The organism is Streptomyces sp. BBFR51, from assembly GCF_044591655.1.
Lineage (GTDB): Bacteria > Actinomycetota > Actinomycetes > Streptomycetales > Streptomycetaceae > Streptomyces.
In genome coordinates this window covers 2,889,393-2,906,538 of record NZ_CP172448.1, presented here as the reverse complement: position 1 = coordinate 2,906,538, position 17,146 = coordinate 2,889,393, and the positions used below count along the sequence as shown (strand labels likewise).

15 protein-coding genes and 2 tRNA genes are annotated in these 17,146 nt (G+C 71.7%); 14 read left to right on the top strand and 3 right to left on the bottom strand.

What is annotated here, in order from left to right; all coding sequences use genetic code 11:
* Positions 1-77: 77 nt before the first annotated feature.
* Positions 78-1,148 carry a hypothetical protein gene (locus ACGH7X_RS13220; protein ID WP_399884929.1) on the top strand — a complete coding sequence of 357 codons (1,071 nt, stop codon included), beginning with the start codon at positions 78-80 and terminating at the stop codon, positions 1,146-1,148.
* A gap of 4 nt (positions 1,149-1,152) precedes the next feature.
* Here ACGH7X_RS13220 and ACGH7X_RS13215 read toward each other — a convergent pair whose 3' ends face one another.
* On the bottom strand, positions 1,153-2,316 hold the full coding sequence (locus ACGH7X_RS13215) for a M48 family metallopeptidase (protein ID WP_399896983.1): 1,164 nt from the start codon (positions 2,314-2,316) through the stop codon (positions 1,153-1,155).
* A gap of 141 nt (positions 2,317-2,457) precedes the next feature.
* Between ACGH7X_RS13215 and ACGH7X_RS13210 the strand changes: the two genes are divergently transcribed.
* From ACGH7X_RS13210 to ACGH7X_RS13170, 9 genes are all read left to right on the top strand, one after another.
* Positions 2,458-2,619, top strand: a complete 162-nt coding sequence (locus tag ACGH7X_RS13210) for a hypothetical protein (RefSeq protein WP_399884926.1) — start codon at positions 2,458-2,460, stop codon at positions 2,617-2,619.
* 140 nt (positions 2,620-2,759) lie between these two features.
* Positions 2,760-2,927, top strand: a complete 168-nt coding sequence (locus tag ACGH7X_RS13205) for a hypothetical protein (RefSeq protein WP_003976223.1) — start codon at positions 2,760-2,762, stop codon at positions 2,925-2,927.
* A gap of 59 nt (positions 2,928-2,986) precedes the next feature.
* Positions 2,987-3,676 carry a nicotinate-nucleotide adenylyltransferase gene (gene nadD / locus ACGH7X_RS13200; protein ID WP_399884924.1) on the top strand — a complete coding sequence of 230 codons (690 nt, stop codon included), beginning with the start codon at positions 2,987-2,989 and terminating at the stop codon, positions 3,674-3,676.
* 16 nt (positions 3,677-3,692) lie between these two features.
* The gene (locus ACGH7X_RS13195) at positions 3,693-5,495 is read left to right on the top strand and encodes an LCP family protein (RefSeq protein WP_399884922.1); all 1,803 of its coding nucleotides are present in this window, start codon (positions 3,693-3,695) and stop codon (positions 5,493-5,495) included.
* Positions 5,496-5,577: 82 nt separating this feature from the next.
* Positions 5,578-6,024 (top strand): ribosome silencing factor, encoded by a 447-nt coding sequence (gene rsfS / locus ACGH7X_RS13190; RefSeq protein ID WP_399884920.1) that lies wholly within the window; start codon positions 5,578-5,580, stop codon positions 6,022-6,024.
* Positions 6,021-6,692, top strand: coding sequence for a histidine phosphatase family protein (locus ACGH7X_RS13185; RefSeq protein ID WP_399884918.1), 672 nt, complete (start codon positions 6,021-6,023; stop codon positions 6,690-6,692). The genes rsfS and ACGH7X_RS13185 overlap by 4 nt, the downstream gene beginning before the upstream one ends.
* A gap of 121 nt (positions 6,693-6,813) precedes the next feature.
* A tRNA-Ala gene (locus ACGH7X_RS13180) sits at positions 6,814-6,886 on the top strand.
* A gap of 377 nt (positions 6,887-7,263) precedes the next feature.
* Positions 7,264-7,497 (top strand): hypothetical protein, encoded by a 234-nt coding sequence (locus ACGH7X_RS13175; RefSeq protein WP_003976229.1) that lies wholly within the window; start codon positions 7,264-7,266, stop codon positions 7,495-7,497.
* Between the two features lie 133 nt (positions 7,498-7,630).
* Positions 7,631-7,703: transfer RNA gene (locus ACGH7X_RS13170), tRNA-Ala, on the top strand.
* A 50-nt stretch (positions 7,704-7,753) separates the two neighbouring features.
* Here ACGH7X_RS13170 and ACGH7X_RS13165 read toward each other — a convergent pair.
* Positions 7,754-9,367: an NADH-ubiquinone oxidoreductase-F iron-sulfur binding region domain-containing protein gene (locus tag ACGH7X_RS13165; RefSeq protein WP_399884916.1), complete on the bottom strand. Its 1,614-nt coding sequence runs from the start codon at positions 9,365-9,367 to the stop codon at positions 7,754-7,756.
* Positions 9,364-10,611, bottom strand: coding sequence for a cytochrome b/b6 domain-containing protein (locus ACGH7X_RS13160; protein WP_399884914.1), 1,248 nt, complete (start codon positions 10,609-10,611; stop codon positions 9,364-9,366). Before ACGH7X_RS13160 ends, ACGH7X_RS13165 begins: the two co-directional genes overlap by 4 nt.
* 502 nt (positions 10,612-11,113) lie before the next feature.
* Here ACGH7X_RS13160 and leuS point away from each other — a divergent pair.
* The 4 genes from leuS (at position 11,114) to ACGH7X_RS13140 (ending at position 17,105) form a co-directional block, all read left to right on the top strand.
* Positions 11,114-14,014 carry a leucine--tRNA ligase gene (gene leuS, locus ACGH7X_RS13155; RefSeq protein WP_399884912.1) on the top strand — a complete coding sequence of 967 codons (2,901 nt, stop codon included), beginning with the start codon at positions 11,114-11,116 and terminating at the stop codon, positions 14,012-14,014.
* Between the two features lie 168 nt (positions 14,015-14,182).
* The gene (locus ACGH7X_RS13150) at positions 14,183-14,917 is read left to right on the top strand and encodes a hypothetical protein (protein WP_399884910.1); all 735 of its coding nucleotides are present in this window, start codon (positions 14,183-14,185) and stop codon (positions 14,915-14,917) included.
* Between the two features lie 95 nt (positions 14,918-15,012).
* Positions 15,013-15,858 (top strand): DegV family protein, encoded by an 846-nt coding sequence (locus ACGH7X_RS13145; RefSeq protein WP_399884908.1) that lies wholly within the window; start codon positions 15,013-15,015, stop codon positions 15,856-15,858.
* A gap of 176 nt (positions 15,859-16,034) precedes the next feature.
* A complete protein-coding gene (locus tag ACGH7X_RS13140; protein WP_399884906.1) occupies positions 16,035-17,105 on the top strand; it encodes a helix-hairpin-helix domain-containing protein in 1,071 nt (356 codons plus the stop codon).
* The last annotated feature ends 41 nt before the right edge of the window (positions 17,106-17,146 follow it).

The window sequence follows — 17,146 nt, the reverse complement described above, 5'->3', positions numbered from 1 at the left end:
TCCGAGGGCGGCAAGCTGTCCCAACTTGACCTGCACCGGCGCGTTTACGGGACCTTCCGCAGACCTACTCTGAAGGTATGGCAGGGCTTGGCGGTCCGCCCGGAGGAACGCCCGAGGGCGCACCCGGAGGCGGAGAGGACGAGTACCGATCCGTCGTCTTCGACGAGTCGTTCGTCCGCGCTGCCCGGCTCCAGGAATTCTCCGCCCAGGAGCGCATCACCGACCACGCGCCCGCCGTCCGCCGCCGTCCGCCCCTGCGCCGGGCCGGCCTGTCCCGGCAGGCGCTGATCCTCGTCGTGCTGATCGCCGTCGCCTTCGGCACCGCCATCTACATGGGCGTACGGCACCCCTACCAGAGCCCCTCCGGGCAGCGGGCCGCCGAGGCGGTGCGGATGACCGTCGTCCCGCTCGCCCCCAGGGACAAGGTGCCCGGCGCCGACGACGCCGCGTTCCTGTACGAACACAGTCCCGCCGCGGACTTCCGCACCGCGGCCGAGGGCGTCCCGCTGCCGGGGGCCCGGCGCACCGCGCACTTCTCCGAGGACCAGGTGCTGAACGCCCTGACCACCGCCAAGAACTACATCGTCCGCTCGGCGCTCGACCCCGGCGTGCTCGGCGGCGGGGAGGTCCGCTCGGTGCGGGTGCTGCTCGACCCGGACCAGCTCCACCAGTTCGACGAGAGCTTCGAGAGGCCCACCGCGGACGGCCGGCACGCGCCCAGCGGATGGCTGGTCCGCTTCGATCCGGCCCGGGCCGAACTGGCCGACCCCGAGATCCGGGTGAACGGCAGCCTGCGGGTCGTGGAGAGCGACGCGTCCACGCTGGAGGTCACCACCGACCACACCATGGTGTACGCCCTGCGGCCGGCCGGCGACGCCAGGGCCGAGACGTCGCTGTTCACCGTCCGGCGCGAGCTGCACTTCCGCTTCGACCGCGACGACCTGCGGCTGCACCAGGCGCAGCTCGTCGCCTCCTACGTCCAGGCCGGTCCGCTCTCCTGCGCCGAGGACTCGGCGAACCACCTGCGTCCGCTGCTGGCCGGCCAGACGGCCAGGACCGGCACCCCGGCCGGCACCGACCCGTACACCTCGGACAACGCCACCGCCCTGTGCGGCACCCTCGCGGCGAACGCCCAGCCGAAGGTGTGAGGCGTCAGGCGCCGTCGCGCGGCGGGCGGTCCTCCCCGGACTCCGGGCCGTCGCCGCCAGGCCCCTCGGGGCCCTCGGACCCCGCAGGGCCCTCCGCCGGTCCTCCCTCGTCCTGGGGCGGCCTCGGCTGGGAGGCGGTGAAGCCGCCGAAGCCGCGTCGCATCCGGTCGCCGAGGTCACCGGCGCCGCCCGCGATGTCGTTCACCAGCTTCATCAGCGGGTCCTTGGAGCTGCGCACATGCGTGGCGTAGTGGGACGCCGACTCCCGGAAGGAGTCCCGGACGGAGGTGTCCTTGTCCTCGTCGCGCCGCGGGTAGTGGCCGTCCATGATCCGCTGGTACTCGCGGGAGGCCGTCCACTTCTTCAGCTCGGCGGCCCGCACCGTGGTGAACGGGTGGGAGCGGGGCAGCACGTTCAGGATCTTCAGCACGGAGTCGCGCAGGTCGCCCCCGGCCTCGTACTCCTCGGCCTGTTCCAGGAACGCGTCCACGTTCATCTCGTGCAGGTGGTTGCCGCCCGCGATCTTCATCAGGCCCCGCATGGAGGCCTGCGGGTCCTGGCCGACCAGCAGGCCCGCGCGGTCGGCGGACAGCTCCGACTTGCGGAACCACTCGCGCAGGGCGGTCACGATCGCCATGATCGCCACGTTGCCCAGCGGGATCCAGGCGACCCGGACGGCCAGGGAGGTCAGGAAGAGCAGGATGGTGCGGTAGACCGAGTGCCCGGACAGCGCGTGCCCGACCTCGTGCCCGACGACCGCCCGCATCTCCTCCTCGTCGAGCAGCTCGACCAGGCCCGTGGTGACCACGATGATCGGCTCGTCCAGGCCGATGCACATCGCGTTCGGAGTCGGGTCCTGGTTGACGTACATCGGCGGGACCTTCTCCAGGTCCAGGATGTAGCAGGCGTCGCGCAGCATGACGTTCAGATGGGCGAACTGGCGGTCCGAGACGCGCACCGAGTCGGACAGGAACAGCAGCCGCAGGCTCCGCTCGGGCAGCAGGCCGCTCAGCGCCTTGAAGACCGTGTCGAAGCCGCTCAGCTTGCGCAGCGCCACCAGGGCACTGCGGTCGGCCGGATGCTCGTACGCACGCGAGGAGATTCCGGGGAAGCGCCTGCGCTGCCTGCTCGGCACGTTCTCGTGCCCGTTGTGGTGGCCGTCGGACATGTCTTCCCCCATGTGCGTGTGTGTGGCCTGTGCGTATGTCTGGCCTTTGCGAACCCTTGTGCGGTCCTTTGCGCCCCCGACGCCGGGCCCAGCCTAGGCGGAGATACCGTGGACGGGCAGTACGTCGAAGGAGTCCACGAAATGCAGCACATCCCCCACGCCGACTGGCTCGCCGGGGCCACGACCGCCGCCGAGCAGCAGGGGCCGGGGAATCTGCTCCGGATCATCCTGATCGTCATGGTGCTGGGCTGTGTCCTGACCGCGTGGTTCCTGCTGCGGGGGTACAAGCAGAAGGACGACTGAGGCGATCCCAAGGTTCCCCGGACCTCCCAGGACCCTCCCGGCCCGTCCCCAACGGCGGAGTCGGCGTGATCGCCCGCGAGGCGCCCGCATACGATGAGCGGACGTCTTGTCCCGCCCACACCGGATAGGTCCTGCCGAAGATGAGCCTTCCCCTCAGCGCCGCCCAGTTCGTCACCCTCGCCGCCGAGGGCGGCGAGGAGCACGGCGGCAACCACGAGAGCCTCAGCCCCTACGTCACCGGCATCGGCGCGTTCGTCATCCTGCTGCTCCTGCTGTGGATCACCACCCGGTTCAACCGCGACCGCTGAGCCCGCGCCACCGTGGGCGCGGCCGGGTCGCTCGGGGCGGGCCGGTAGGGTCTGCTCGCATGGGAGAGCAGGACACGCCTACCGGCCCGGCGCACGCGCCGGCGCGCGGCACGCAGAACGCGGTGCCCGCCCGCGCCACCGGCCCCGGCAACGGCCCGTCGGGCAAGCGCCGCCTGGGCGTCATGGGCGGCACCTTCGACCCGATCCACCACGGTCACCTCGTGGCGGCCAGCGAGGTCGCCGCGCAGTTCCAGCTCGACGAGGTGGTGTTCGTGCCGACCGGGCAGCCGTGGCAGAAGAGCCACCGCGCGGTCTCGGCGGCCGAGGACCGCTATCTGATGACGGTCGTCGCGACCGTCGAGAACCCGCAGTTCTCGGTGAGCCGCATCGACATCGACCGCGGCGGCCCCACCTACACCGCGGACACCCTGCGCGACCTGCGCGCCCTCAACCCGGACGCGGACCTGTTCTTCATCACCGGGGCCGACGCCCTCGCCCAGATCCTGACCTGGCGCAACAGCGAGGAGCTGTTCTGCCTCGCGCACTTCATCGGCGTCACCCGGCCCGGCCACACCCTCACGGACGCCGGACTCCCCAAGGGCGGTGTCTCGCTCGTCGAGGTCCCCGCCCTCGCCATCTCCTCCACGGACTGCCGTGCGAGAGTCGCCAAGGGCGATCCCGTCTGGTACCTGGTGCCGGACGGAGTCGTGCGCTATATCGACAAACGCCAGCTGTACCGCGGCGAGTGAGCCGAGAGGGGCACCGGTGAACGACGGATACGACGCGGGATACGGCGGCGACGACCAGTACGAGCTGGTCGGGTACGACGAGTACGGCCGGCCCGTGTACCGCCAGGCCCAGGGCCGGACCCAGGGCCACGGCCAGGGACAGGTCCCGACCCAGCCCGGCGGACAGCAGCAGTACGACCCGTACGCACAGCAGCAGGGGCAGCAGGGGCAGCAGTACGGACAGGACTACGGACAGCAGCAGGGCTACGGCTACGACCCGTACGCCACCGGCGGCCACCAGGCCCCGCAGCAGCCGTACGACCCCTACGGCCACCAGGGCGGCTACGACACCGGTCAGCAGCCGCCCGTCCCCGACCAGGGCTCCTACGACGGCTACGCCCCCGGCGCCCACGGAGGCGGCCCCGCGCAGCAGCCGTACGACCCGTACGGCCAGGCCGCCACCAGCGGCCGGCAGCCCCGGGTCGCCGAGCAGACCGCCCACATCCCGCAGCAGGCGGGCCCGCGCGAGGACCCGGAGGCGGCCGCCGCGGCCGAACCCGACCGGGAGTACCGGACCGAGCAGTTCGCCTTCGTCGAGGAGCCGGAAGGCGACTCCGAGGACGTCATCGACTGGATGAAGTTCACGGAGAACCGCACCGAACGCCGCGAGGAGGCCCGGCGGCGCGCACGCGCGCGTGTCGTCGCCCTGGTCGTCGTCCTGGCGCTGGTCGCCGTCGGCGGCGTCGGGTACCTCTGGTACGCCGGAAAGCTGCCCGGACTGTCCTCCTCCGACGACAAGACGGGCGCCGCGACGACGGCCGGCGCCCAGAAGCGCGACGTGATCGCCGTCCACCTGCACGACACCAAGGGCGGCGGCACCTCCACCGCGCTGCTCGTGAACAACACCACCACCAAGCAGGGCACCGCCGTACTGGTGCCCAACGCGCTCGACCTGACCGGCGACGACGGCAGCACCACCACGCTCGCCAAGTCCGTCGACGACGAGGGTCCCGACGCGACCCGGACCGCGCTCGACTCCGCCCTCGGCACCGACATCGAGGGCACCTGGCGCCTGGACACGCCCTACCTCCAGATCCTCGTCGACCTGGTCGGCAACATCGACGTGGACACCGACGCCGACGTGCCCGACCCGGAGTCCAAGGACAAGGGCGCCGCGCCCCTCGTGCACAAGGGCGAGGGCCAGACCCTCAGCGGCAAGATGGCCGTCGCCTACGCCACCTACAGCGGCAAGGGCGAGGAGGCGAACGCCCAGCTGCAGCGGTTCGGGCAGGTCATGCAGGGGGTGCTGCGCAAGCTCTCCTCCGACCCGCAGGCCGCGACGACCACCGTCCAGACCCTCGGGCTGATCCTCGACCCGCCGCTGACCGAGAAGGACCTCGGCTCCTTCCTCGCCGGCCTCTCCGACCGCGCCAAGAGCGGCGACTTCAAGACCGCGCTGCTCCCCGTCCAGGACGACGGCGGGCTCAGCGCCGAGGCCAGTGACAGCGTCGTCAAGGACGTCCTCGGCGGCACCGCCAAGGCCCCCGACAAGGACGCGGCGGTCAGTGTCTCCGTGCGCAACGCCACCGGCGTGGAGGACCGTACCGGCAAGGCCCGCGTCGTCCTCCTCAACGGCGGCTTCACCTTCGTGTCCGGCGGCACCGCGTCCGGCACCGAGGCGGCGTCGGAGGTGACCTACGCCGAGGCCGCCGACAAGGAGAACGCCGTCCAGGTCGCCAAGACCCTGGGCCTGCCCACGGACTCCGTCACCCAGGGGAAGGTCTCCGCGAACGCGCGGGTCTCGGTGGTCCTCGGCCAGGACTACAAACCAGCGTCCTAGGGGCGGGCGCTTATCGCGTGGGCGGCTGTCGGCGGTCGTGAGACCCTTGAGGTCAACCGACCGCCGACCCGAAAGCCAGGCAGTGACCGCGACCGACCGCTCCATCGAACTCATCAACACCGCCGCGCAGGCGGCGGCCGACAAGCTCGCGCACGACATCATCGCCTACGACGTCAGCGACGTGCTGTCGATCACGGATGCCTTCCTGCTGGCCTCCGCGCCCAACGACCGCCAGGTCAAGTCGATCGTCGACGAGATCGAGGAGCGGCTCGGCAAGGAACTCGGCGTCAAGCCGGTGCGCCGCGAGGGCGACCGCGAGGCCCGCTGGGTCCTGCTCGACTACGTCGACATCGTCGTCCACGTCCAGCACAGCGAGGAGCGCGTCTTCTACGCCCTGGAGCGGCTGTGGAAGGACTGCCCCGAGCTGGAGCTGCCCGCCGACGCCAAGGAGACCCGCGGCAAGGCGGAGGAGCACGCGAAGCTCCAGGCCGCCGAGGAGGCGACGCAGACCGACGGGGACTGGCGGTGAGCGCCACCGGCGAGGTGACGGCCGGCACACCGGGCCGCGGCCGGCGCGTCATCCTGTGGCGGCACGGCCAGACCGCGTGGAACGTGGAACGCCGCTTCCAGGGCAGCACGGACGTCGAGCTGACCGACACCGGCGTGGCCCAGGCCCGCCGCGCGGCCCAGCTGCTCGTGCACCTCAGGCCCGACGCGATCGTCGCCTCCGACCTCGCGCGCGCCGCGAACACGGCAGCCGAGCTGTCCGTGCTCACCCGCCTCGAGGTGACCCTGGAGGAGGGCCTGCGGGAGACCTACGCCGGCGTCTGGCAGGGCCTGACCCACGAGGAGATCATCGCCCGGCACGGCGACGAGTACACGGCGTGGAAGCGCGGCGAGCCCGTGCGCCGCGGCGGCGGCGAGCTGGAGACCGAGGTCGCCGACCGCGCCGCCCCCGTGGTGCTCCGGCACGCCGAGAAGCTCCCCGAGGACGGCACCCTCGTCGTGGTCAGCCACGGCGGCACGATCCGCACCACCATCGGCCGCCTGCTCGGCCTCGAACCCCACAGCTGGGAGAGCCTCGGCGGCCTGACCAACTGCTGCTGGTCGGTCCTCGGCGAGGGCGCCCGCGGCTGGCGTCTGCTGGAGCACAACGCCGGCACGCTGCCGGAACCGGTGCTCGGCGACGACGACTGAGCCGCAGGCGCTGGGGCCGGTACCCGGATTTCACTTTCCGGCAGGTCGCAGGCTAAAGTTCTTCTTGTTCGCCCCGCCGAGCGGAGCGAAAGAGACCATGCGGCCCCGCCGCGTGGCACCAGGGGCTATAGCTCAGTTGGTAGAGCGCCTGCATGGCATGCAGGAGGTCAGGAGTTCAATTCTCCTTAGCTCCACAGCCCACGGACGAATCCCGTCCCCTTCGGGGGGCGGGATTTTTCGTCTCCGCCCGCTTGAGCAACAGGCGTCCCACAGGCGTATACCCCTGTGGGACTCCGTGTCCGGACCGGTACTGAGGCGTCGCTGACCGTATTGGCCCGCTCGTGGCAGAATCAAACGGCCGGAGGGGACCGCGGCCCGACGGGAGGGAGTGGCGATGCCTGGGAGCATCCTCGAGGAGGTCGGTCACCTCCTCGGCGGAGCGGTGGCAAGGAACACGGCCACCCGCCTCAGGTGCCCTTCCTGCGGTTCCGGCCATGTGGCCCAAGTCCTCGGCGACAACGGCGGAATCTCGTACGTGTGCACGGCCTGCGGCCACAGCTGGAGCTGATCGATGGGTGCACACAGGCGAAAGTGCGACTGGTGCGGCAGCGGCACCCCGATCGTGCGGGACATGGAGCCGGTGAATCCGGACTACCAGTACTGGTGCGAGGAGTGCGCGCGGGCGCTGATCATAAAGGGCGACCCGATCGAGACGTACCGCGAACTCGAGGGCGAGCCGATCTACGGCCGGCTCCTGGAGGAGCACTGCACGCTCAAGCGGTTCTACTCGTTCGTCACGGCCTGACCAACGGGTGACTCACGGGCGAGTAAAGGGCACATCGGGTCAAATCAGACAGAACGGAAACGATTTGGCGGTGGGCCCGGTGGAACGTGTAATGTTGGCGTCGCCGCCGGGGAGACCGGGCGGCAGGCGGCAAGGGGCTATAGCTCAGTTGGTAGAGCGCCTGCATGGCATGCAGGAGGTCAGGAGTTCAATTCTCCTTAGCTCCACAGGAAAACCCCCCGGATCTTCGATCCGGGGGGTTTGTTCGTCTTCGGCCTCAGCGCCCGAGCGCCCGGCGGCCGCGGCCCTGGGACAGCACCGGCAGGTTGTTTCGCGAGGCCGGCGCCGGCCCGCGGGTGTCCTCCTCGATGCGCAGCGCCAGTGCCGGGCAGCGGCGCACCGCGCGCACCGCCTTGGCCTCCGCGAAGCGCGGCACCTCCGCCTGCGCGACGGTCGGGAAGCCGTCGGCGCCGAGCTGGAAGACCTCCGGGAGGATGTCCGCGCACAGCCCGTGGCCCCGGCACAGCGTCCAGTCGACGAAGATCTTCTGGCGACTGGGCCCGTTCTCCTCCCCGCCGCCGCCCGGAATGCCCGTAGGGGCCCTGCCCCCCTCGAAGAGCGGCAGGACGCCCTCCACGGGCCGTCCGCAGCCGTTGCCGAGGACATGGGCGGCCAGGTCGTCCGTGAACGCCTTGACGGTCGACTCCAGGAACATCGCCGAGCCGTCCGGGTGCGAACAGGCGCCGCGCCGCTTGACGTTCCTCGCGACCTGCTTGACCGCCTCCAGGGCGGCCGGGCCGCCGCCGTTCAGGATGTCCTCCAGGCCCCGCGCGGCGGCCGGCAGGCCGAGGTAGCAGGGGCCGCACTGGCCGGCGCTCTCCTCGGCCAGCCACTGCGCCACCCGCAGCGACTCGCCCAGCGGGCAGGTGTCCTGACTGATCGGCAGGATCGCGCCCGCGCCGAGCGAGCCGCCCACCTGCTGCAATGAGTTGCGGGAGACGATCGCCTCGTCCACGGTCGCCGCGTCGATCCACTTGCCGTGGTAGCCGCCGGTCAGCACACCCTGCGGCACCGGCGGGGCGCCCGCCAGCTGGAGGACGTAGCGCAGCGGCACGCCCGTCGGCACCTCGATGACCATGGGGCGGGCCACCGCGCCGGAGACCGTGAGCATCACGGTGCCCGGCTCGTCGTACAGGCCGGTGTTGCCGTAGCGCTCGGGGCCGATGCGGGCGGCGATGGCCAGCTGGGCGAACGTCTCGGCGTTGGACAGCAGGGTCGGCGCGCCGCCGACGCCGCTCTTGGAGGCGCTGATCTTGCGGCCGGGCGGGATCGCCGGGCCGCCGTCGATGGAGCGGACCAGCGAGGCCGCCGCGCCGGTGACCATGCGCACCGGGTTGCGCTGCACGCGCGCGCGGAGGGCGGAGCGGCGCCCGTTGCTCAGGCCGCGCTCGGCCAGGGCGGCCTCCATGGAGCGCTGCGTGGACTCACGGGTGACCCCGATGACGAGCGTGCGGGCGCCCATCGCCTCGGCGCACAGCAGCGCCCCGTCCAGGATCAGGTGCGGGGCACGGTTGATGAGCACCGTGTCCTTGCGGCAGGCGGGCTCGTCCTCGCTGCCGTTGACGACCACGACCGGCCGTACGCCGCGTTTGATCGCCGCCTCGGCGACCGAGCGCAGCTTCTTGTGGAAGGGGAAGCCCGCGCCGCCGCGGCCCTTGAGGTTGATGCGTTCGGAGAGCTGCGCGAGCTGCTCCCCGCCCATCGGTTCGAGCGGGCCGTGCACCTTGAGGTGCATCGGCAGATCCAGGCGCTCGACAAGGTCGAAGCCCGACGTGAGCTGGGGAAGACCGACCACGCGGACTTCTGGGACGTCGGGCAGGGCCTCGTTCAATTCCGGCCTCCGGAAGGCGTGTTCCAGGGTTCACCCGAACCCGGTGCGTCGAAGTCGTAGGCCGAGGACGGCGCACCGGGTGACGGCGTACCGGGGGTTGGTTCAGTGGCGGGACCGCTGTTGTACGTGTCGTTGGGGTAGTACGTGTCGTAGACCGCGTTCGTCTCACGGGTGTCGTACACGTCACTCGAGCCGTAGCCCGAGGCGTCCGTATTGCCATAGACCGGAATGGTGTGTCCCGTGTCGTTGAGCGGGTCGTAGACCGACGGGGGTGCTTCGCCGACCGGTGGCGGCGACGGTATGGGCCAGCTGCCCGAGGTGCTGCCACCGCCGTCCACGAAGGGCATCGCCTCGGTGGGCCGCATGTCGGGCGGCAACTGGGCGGAGGCGGCCGGGTCGGCCGTCAGCGGCGGGCGGTAAGGGCCCGAGGGGCCGGACACGGCACGGTAGGCCGCCGCGAAGCCGCCCGCGGGTTCGGGGGAGGTGAGGCGCTCCGCGGACTCGTACAGCGGGGCGGACGGGGACGTTCCGCGCGCTCGCGAGGCCCCGGCGCGCTCGTAGCCCGGCAGGGCGGGGGTGTCCCTCGGCCGGCTCTCCTCCTGCTCCTCGCGGGCCGGCCGCTCCCCGGTCCCGAAAACGCCCGCGATCCGGTCGGCGACCTTGCGCTTGACCGGGCGGGGTGCGGCGCGCAGTGCCAGAGCCGCCATGACGCCGACCACGGACAGGGCGTAAAGGATCGTGAAGACGGGCTTCGCCGCGCGACCCGCGTAGAGCCCGTGCACCAGGGCCAGGCACCACGCCGGGTAGGCCAGCATGTGCATGGCCCGCCAGCGGGCGGCCACGGGGGCCGGGGACGCGAAGCGGTTGCGCAGGGCGCCGGTGACGCCCACGAAGATCATGAGCATGCTGGCCAGGGTGCCGAAGCCGATGAGGACGGCCCGGCCGCCGAACTCCTCGTCGTCCGTGGCCAGGAGCCCGAACGGGAGGATCGCGGCGACCCAGGTGGTGTGGTCGAGGACCAGCTTGACGACGATGTGCACCAGCAGGAACACGACAGAGGCGACGGCGGTGGTCCGGTGCACCGCCTGGGCCAGGATCCGCTGCCGGGTGTCGAGGACGATCCGGTCCTGGGCGAGCAGTCCCCAGATCACCGAGCAGCTGAGGAAGACCAGGGAGAGGACTCCGGCGCCGAAGTTGAGGAACTGGGCGAAGGTGTCGTCCACCGTGCTGTCGTTCGTCACCACGGCAGACCACCCCACGTCAGGGACGTGAGGAGAGGCGGCGAGCTGGTGTCGCGCGGGTGGATCGGGGGAGGGTTCATGGGGGCAACTCCGGAGCGGTTCGGGAAAGCGGTCCCGCTGCCGCACTCTAAGTGGCGTCATACCCGTGGGTACGAGGTTTGAGTTATTGCGTTGTTATCAAACGACAATGCGCTCGTAGTGATGTCCCTTAGTGGTCGTTACGCGAAGTAACCTTTGACCTTGGTTCAGGGTTGGCGCCCGTTTCGGTGGCCGAAAGCCCGTCGCGGCCCGCTCGGCGACTGCGGTACCCTGACGCCATGCGTGCCGTACGCCTTCTGCTTAGCGAGCCGCGCTGATCAGTCCCGACCCCGGTCGTAGTCCGGTGGCCGGAATCGGCGCGGCGTCCCCTCCTGTGCGAGGGGATTTTTCATTTCCCGGCCCTCGCAGCCGCTGGTCATGAAGGTCGCAGCCGCTGGCAGAGACGATCGATGGAGCTTTGAGGATCATGAGCGAGACGAACCCCGCGGCGAGTGCCCCTGTGTCGGCGGACGCCGCGCCGCACCGCTACACGGCTGCCATGGCCGCCGAGATCGAGGCACGCTGGCAGGACTTCTGGGACGCCGAGGGGACGTACGCCGCGCCGAACCCCAAGGGTGACCTGGCGGGCGACCCGGAGCTGGTCGCCAGGCCCAAGAAGTTCATCATGGACATGTTCCCGTACCCCTCCGGCGCGGGCCTGCACGTCGGCCACCCCCTGGGCTACATCGCCACCGACGTCTTCGCCCGCTTCCAGCGGATGACCGGCCACAACGTCCTGCACACCCTGGGCTTCGACGCCTTCGGCCTGCCCGCCGAGCAGTACGCCGTGCAGACCGGCACGCACCCGCGCGCGTCCACCGAAGCCAACATGAAGAACATGCAGAGCCAGCTGCGCCGGCTGGGCCTGGGCCACGACAAGCGCCGGTCGTTCGCCACGATCGACCCGGAGTACTACAAGTGGACCCAGTGGATCTTCCTGCAGATCTTCAACTCCTGGTACGACGACGAGGCCGACAAGGCCCGCCCGATCGCCGAGCTGGTCGCGCAGTTCGCCTCCGGTGAGCGGGCGGTCCCGGGCCACCCCGGACGGGCGTGGGACGCGCTGAGCGACGCCGAACGCGCCGACGTACTGGGCGAGTACCGCCTGGCCTACGCCTCCGACGCGCCCGTCAACTGGTGCCCGGGACTGGGCACCGTACTGGCCAACGAGGAGGTCACCGCCGACGGCCGCTCCGAGCGCGGCAACTTCCCCGTCTTCAAGTCCAAGCTGCGCCAGTGGAACATGCGCATCACCGCCTACGCCGACCGGCTGCTGGACGACCTGGACGAGCTGGACTGGCCCGAGGCCATCAAGCTGCAGCAGCGCAACTGGATCGGCCGCTCCGAGGGTGCCCGCGTCGACTTCCCCGTCGACGGGGAGCGCATCACCGTCTTCACCACCCGCCAGGACACCCTGTTCGGCGCCACCTACATGGTGCTGGCGCCCGAGCACCCGCTGGTCGAGAAGTTCACCCCCGACGCCTGGCCCGAGGGCACGCACGGCGTGTGGACCGGCGGTCACGCCACCCCGGCCGAGGCCGTCGCCGCGTACCGCGCGCAGGCCGCCTCGAAGTCCGACGTCGAGCGGCAGGCCGAGGCCAAGGACAAGACCGGCGTCTTCATCGGCGCCTACGCGACCAACCCGGTCAACGGCGAGCAGGTCCCGGTCTTCATCGCCGACTACGTGCTGATGGGCTACGGCACCGGCGCGATCATGGCCGTCCCGGCGGGCGACCAGCGCGACTTCGAGTTCGCGCGCGCCTTCGAGCTGCCGATCCGCTGCATCGTCGAGCCGACCGACGGCCGGGGCACCGACCCCGCGACGTGGGAGGACGCCTTCGGCTCCTACGACGCGAAGATCATGAACTCGTCCAACGGCGAGATCAGCCTGGACGGCCTGCCCGTCGTCGAGGCCAAGGAGCGCATCACCGAGTGGCTGGAACGCACCGGCGCCGGCGAGGGCACCGTCAACTTCCGCCTGCGCGACTGGCTGTTCAGCCGCCAGCGCTACTGGGGCGAACCCTTCCCGATCGTCTACGACGAGGACGGCATCGCCCACCCGCTGCCCGCGTCGATGCTGCCGCTGGAGCTGCCCGAGGTCGAGGACTACTCCCCGCGCACCTTCGACCCGGACGACGCCGACACCCGCCCCGAGACCCCGCTGTCGCGCAACGAGGACTGGGTGAACGTCACCCTGGACCTGGGCGACGGCCGCGGCCCGCGCAAGTACCGCCGCGAGACCAACACCATGCCCAACTGGGCAGGCTCCTGCTGGTACGAGCTGCGCTACCTGGACCCGCACAACAGCGAGCGGCTGGTCGACCCCGAGATCGAGCAGTACTGGATGGGCCCGCGCGAGGGCCTGCCGCACGGCGGCGTCGACCTGTACGTCGGCGGCGCCGAGCACGCCGTGCTGCACCTGCTGTACGCGCGCTTCTGGTCCAAGGTCCTGTTCGACCTGGGACACGTCTCCTCGGCCGAGCCGTTCCACAAGCTGTTCAACCAGGGCATGATCCAGGCCTACGTCTACCGTGACGCGCGCGGGATCGCCGTCCCGGCCGCCGAGGTGGAGGAGCGCGACGGCGCCCACTACTACCAGGGCGAGCGGGTCTCCCGGCTGCTGGGCAAGATGGGCAAGTCCCTGAAGAACGCGGTCACCCCCGACGAGATCTGCGCCGAGTACGGCGCGGACACCCTGCGCCTGTACGAGATGGCGATGGGCCCGCTGGACGTCTCCCGGCCGTGGGACACGCGCGCGGTGGTCGGCCAGTTCCGGCTGCTGCAGCGGCTGTGGCGCAACGTCGTCGACGAGAACACCGGCGAGCTGTCGGTGGCCGACGTCGCGGAGAGCGACGTCGACACCGACACCCTGCGCGCCCTGCACAAGGCCATCGACGGCGTGCGGCAGGACCTGGAGGGCATGCGGTTCAACACCGCCATCGCCAAGGTCACCGAGCTGAACAACCACCTGACGAAGGCGGGCGGCACGGTCCCGCGCCCGGTCGCCGAGAGCCTGGTCCTGCTGGTCGCCCCGCTGGCCCCGCACGTCGCCGAGGAACTGTGGCGCAAGCTGGGGCACACGGACTCCGTGGTGCACCGGGACTTCCCGGTGGCCGATCCCGCCTACGTCGTCGACGAGACCGTGACCTGCGTCGTCCAGATCAAGGGCAAGGTCAAGGCGCGGCTGGAGGTCGCCCCGTCCATCTCCGAGGACGACCTGGAGAAGGCGGCGCTGGCCGACGAGAAGGTCGTGGCCGCGCTGGGCGGGGCCGGCATCCGCAAGGTGATCGTGCGGGCGCCGAAGCTGGTGAACATCGTTCCGGCATAGGCAGCGACCGGGGCGCCCGGAGCGTCCCCTACGGGTCGGGTACGGGCAGGTTCGGGGTTCTTGCGGAACCCTGGGCCTGCCCGTTGCGTTTACCGTGGAAGAGCGGCGCGACGGGTGCCGCGCCGTGGCCTGCCGGCCCGCGGGCCGGACGCTCGGAGGAGGAGCTTCGTGGAAGCAGCCATCACCGTCTTCGCCCTGCTCTTCCTGCTCGCCGTCGTGCTGGGCGTCTACGCCACGGTGAAGGCCGTCGGCGCCGCCAAGCGCAGCGTGGACCGCGGCATCACGCAGGCCCGCCGCACGGTCGAGGACCACACCCTGCGCGCCAAGTCCCTCGTCCAGGTGGGCCCGGCCGCCGAGCTGGCCCAGCTGCGGCTGACGCTGCGTACCTCGATGCGGGCCACGCAGGACGCCCTGCACGCGCGCGTGGCCGAGGACGAGTCCCTCAAGGAGTCCCTCGCCCTCTTCGACCGGCTCGGCGCGCACGGGTTCGAGCTGGACGCCGAACTGCGACGCCTGGAGTCCGAGCCGGACCGCGTCACCCTCGCCGAGCGCCTGCCCGACCTGCGCGAGCGCACCGAGCGCATCACCCGCTCGGCGGACGCCCTGCGCTGGGCGACCCGCGACCGCGCCCGCCGCTTCGCGGACGACGACCTGGACTCGCTGAGCGCACAGATCGACGTCGAGGCCGGTGCCCTGCGGCACTGGACGGAGACGGAACCCGCCGCCGCGCCGCAGTCCTGGCCCGAGGCCCCGGCCGCCGACGCCCCGTCCGCCCGGCAGAGTTGGCCCGAGGCCCCACGGCACGAGCCGGCCGAGGAGCCCGCGCCGCCCGCCATCACCCCACCCGCACCGAGCCCGGTGTACCCCTGGCAGAAGAAGCCCCGCCCGGAGAGCACCACCTGACCCGACCGGATCGATCACCCGATCATGGCCCTGTGAACGCCCGGGCGCCGGGGCCGGACTGCCGTACGGGCACTACGCCAGGTAACCTCCAGCTCATGTCCCGCCATGTCGCTATCGTCACGGATTCAACGGCCTACCTCCCGGCCCGGACGATGGAGCGGCACGGCATCACCGCGGTACCCCTGACCGTCGTCCTGGGCAACAGAGCCCTGGAAGAGGGCACCGAGATCTCGACCCGCTCCCTGGCCCAGGCCCTGCAGAAACGGCGACCTGTCACCACCTCTCGCCCCAGCCCCGAACTCTTCGCCGAGACCTACCGCAGGATCGCCGAGGCGGGCGCGGACGGCATCGTCTCCCTCCACCTCTCCGCCGAGCTCTCCGGCACGCACGACGCGGCCGTCGTCGCGGCGCGTGAGGCACCGGTGCCGGTGCGGGTCGTGGACACCGGGATGATCGCGATGGCCCTCGGGTTCTGCGCGCTCGCCGCCGCGGAGGCGGCCGAGGCGGGCGGCACGGTGGACGAGGCCGTCACGGCCGCCGAGAAACGGGCCGCGGGCACCTCCGCCTACTTCTACGTCGACACCCTCGACTATCTGCGCCGCGGCGGCCGGATCGGGGCGGCCCAGGCCCTGTTCGGCTCCGCGCTCGCCGTGAAGCCGCTGCTGCAACTGGACGGCGGCCGCATCGAACCCCTGGAGAAGGTCCGGACGGCGTCCAAGGCCATCGCCCGGCTGGAGGAGATCGCCGCCGACCGGGCGGGCAGTGCGCCCGTCGACATCGCCGTCCATCATCTCGCCGCCCCCGACCGGGCGTCGGCCCTGGCGGACCGCCTGCGGGACCGAGTTCCCGGGCTGGGCGACCTGCATGTGAGCGAGGTCGGTGCGGTGATCGGGGCGCATACGGGGCCCGGGCTGTTGGGGGTCGTGGTCTCGACGAGGTGAGGGGCGTCCGCGCGGTGGCGCGTCGCCGTCACTGTCACTGTCGCTGTGGGTGTCGTCGTCGCCGTTGGCGTCTCGTGTCACCCGTGTGGGGGCCGGAGTTTTCCACAACCCGGCAGTAGTCCCCGGGAATTGAGCATGATCATCGCGGGTGGGCCCGAGTGTCCGATCCTCGGCGCATGGCTCTTCGATCACGCTCACGCACCGCACCCGCGACCAGCGGCCCGGGCCGCGCCCCGGCATCCGACGGTCGGCTCCGCCACCGCCGCGCACCTCGCCCCGGCTCCCACGGCAGGGCGGCCCGGCACGGGCGCCGGCATGCACCAACCGAGGAGCTGCGCCGACGCGCGCAGGCACTCTTCGCTGAGCACACTGAGCCTGTCGAGAGTGCCGAGCACGCCGGGTCGCAGGGTGAGTCGGGGAAGGGGCCGCCGTTGCCCGGCCGTGGCGTGGTGCGGCGGGACGACGGGGGCCAGGCAGCGGCTGCCGACGCCGATACGGGCGTCGGCGTCGTAGGGGCGCCCTGGCGGGAGCGAGCCGGGCAGGCGGTGCGGGAGCGGATGCCGGTGTGGCTGCAGACCCGGTGCGGGCTGGAGCGGCGCAGCGTGGTCGCGCTCACGGTGCTGCTCGTCGTCGCGGCCGCCTTCGCGATGCAGCACTTCTGGTCCGGCCGCACCCAGCCCGTGGCGGCACCCGAGGTGGTGCGGGAGGCGGCGGCATTCGGAGCCGGTGAAGCGGGGCCGACGGCGGGAGACCGCGAGCCCAAAGCCGCATCGGCGACCGCGACCGCGGCCACAGCCACGGCCGGGGCCGAGATCGTCGTGGACGTCGGCGGCAAGGTCCGCAAGCCCGGAATCCACAGCCTCCCGGCCGGCTCACGGGTGGCCGACGCCCTGCGTGCCGCCGGGGGCGTGCGGCCCGGCACCAAGACCGACGGACTGAACCAGGCCCGCTTCCTGGTGGACGGCGAGCAGGTGATCGTCGGAGCCGCGCCCGCACCCGGGGCGGCGCCTGATGCCGGCGGACCGGGCGGGGCACCGGCGGGAGGGGCCCCCGCGGCACCGGTGTCCCTCAACACGGCGACGGCCGACCAGCTGGAAACCCTCCCGGGCGTCGGCCCGGTGCTCGCCCAGCACATCATCGACTACCGCGCCCAGCACGGCGGTTTCCGCTCGGTGGACGAGCTGCGCGAGGTCAACGGCATCGGTGAACGCCGCTTCGCCGACCTGCGGGATCTCGTACGGCCATGAGCACGGACGTGAGGACGGACACGAGTCGGCCGGGAGAGCCG

Excerpts from the sequence above, each read along its gene's own strand:
- ACGH7X_RS13220 (WP_399884929.1), top strand. The coding sequence starts at position 78 with ATGGCAGGGCTTGGCGGTCCGCCCGGAGGAACGCCCGAGGGCGCACCC.
- ACGH7X_RS13215 (WP_399896983.1), bottom strand. The coding sequence starts at position 2,316 with ATGTCCGACGGCCACCACAACGGGCACGAGAACGTGCCGAGCAGGCAG.
- ACGH7X_RS13210 (WP_399884926.1), top strand. The coding sequence starts at position 2,458 with ATGCAGCACATCCCCCACGCCGACTGGCTCGCCGGGGCCACGACCGCC.
- ACGH7X_RS13205 (WP_003976223.1), top strand. The coding sequence starts at position 2,760 with ATGAGCCTTCCCCTCAGCGCCGCCCAGTTCGTCACCCTCGCCGCCGAG.
- nadD (WP_399884924.1), top strand. The coding sequence starts at position 2,987 with ATGGGAGAGCAGGACACGCCTACCGGCCCGGCGCACGCGCCGGCGCGC.
- ACGH7X_RS13175 (WP_003976229.1), top strand. The coding sequence starts at position 7,264 with ATGGGTGCACACAGGCGAAAGTGCGACTGGTGCGGCAGCGGCACCCCG.
- leuS (WP_399884912.1), top strand. The coding sequence starts at position 11,114 with ATGAGCGAGACGAACCCCGCGGCGAGTGCCCCTGTGTCGGCGGACGCC.
- ACGH7X_RS13145 (WP_399884908.1), top strand. The coding sequence starts at position 15,013 with ATGTCCCGCCATGTCGCTATCGTCACGGATTCAACGGCCTACCTCCCG.
- ACGH7X_RS13140 (WP_399884906.1), top strand. The coding sequence starts at position 16,035 with ATGGCTCTTCGATCACGCTCACGCACCGCACCCGCGACCAGCGGCCCG.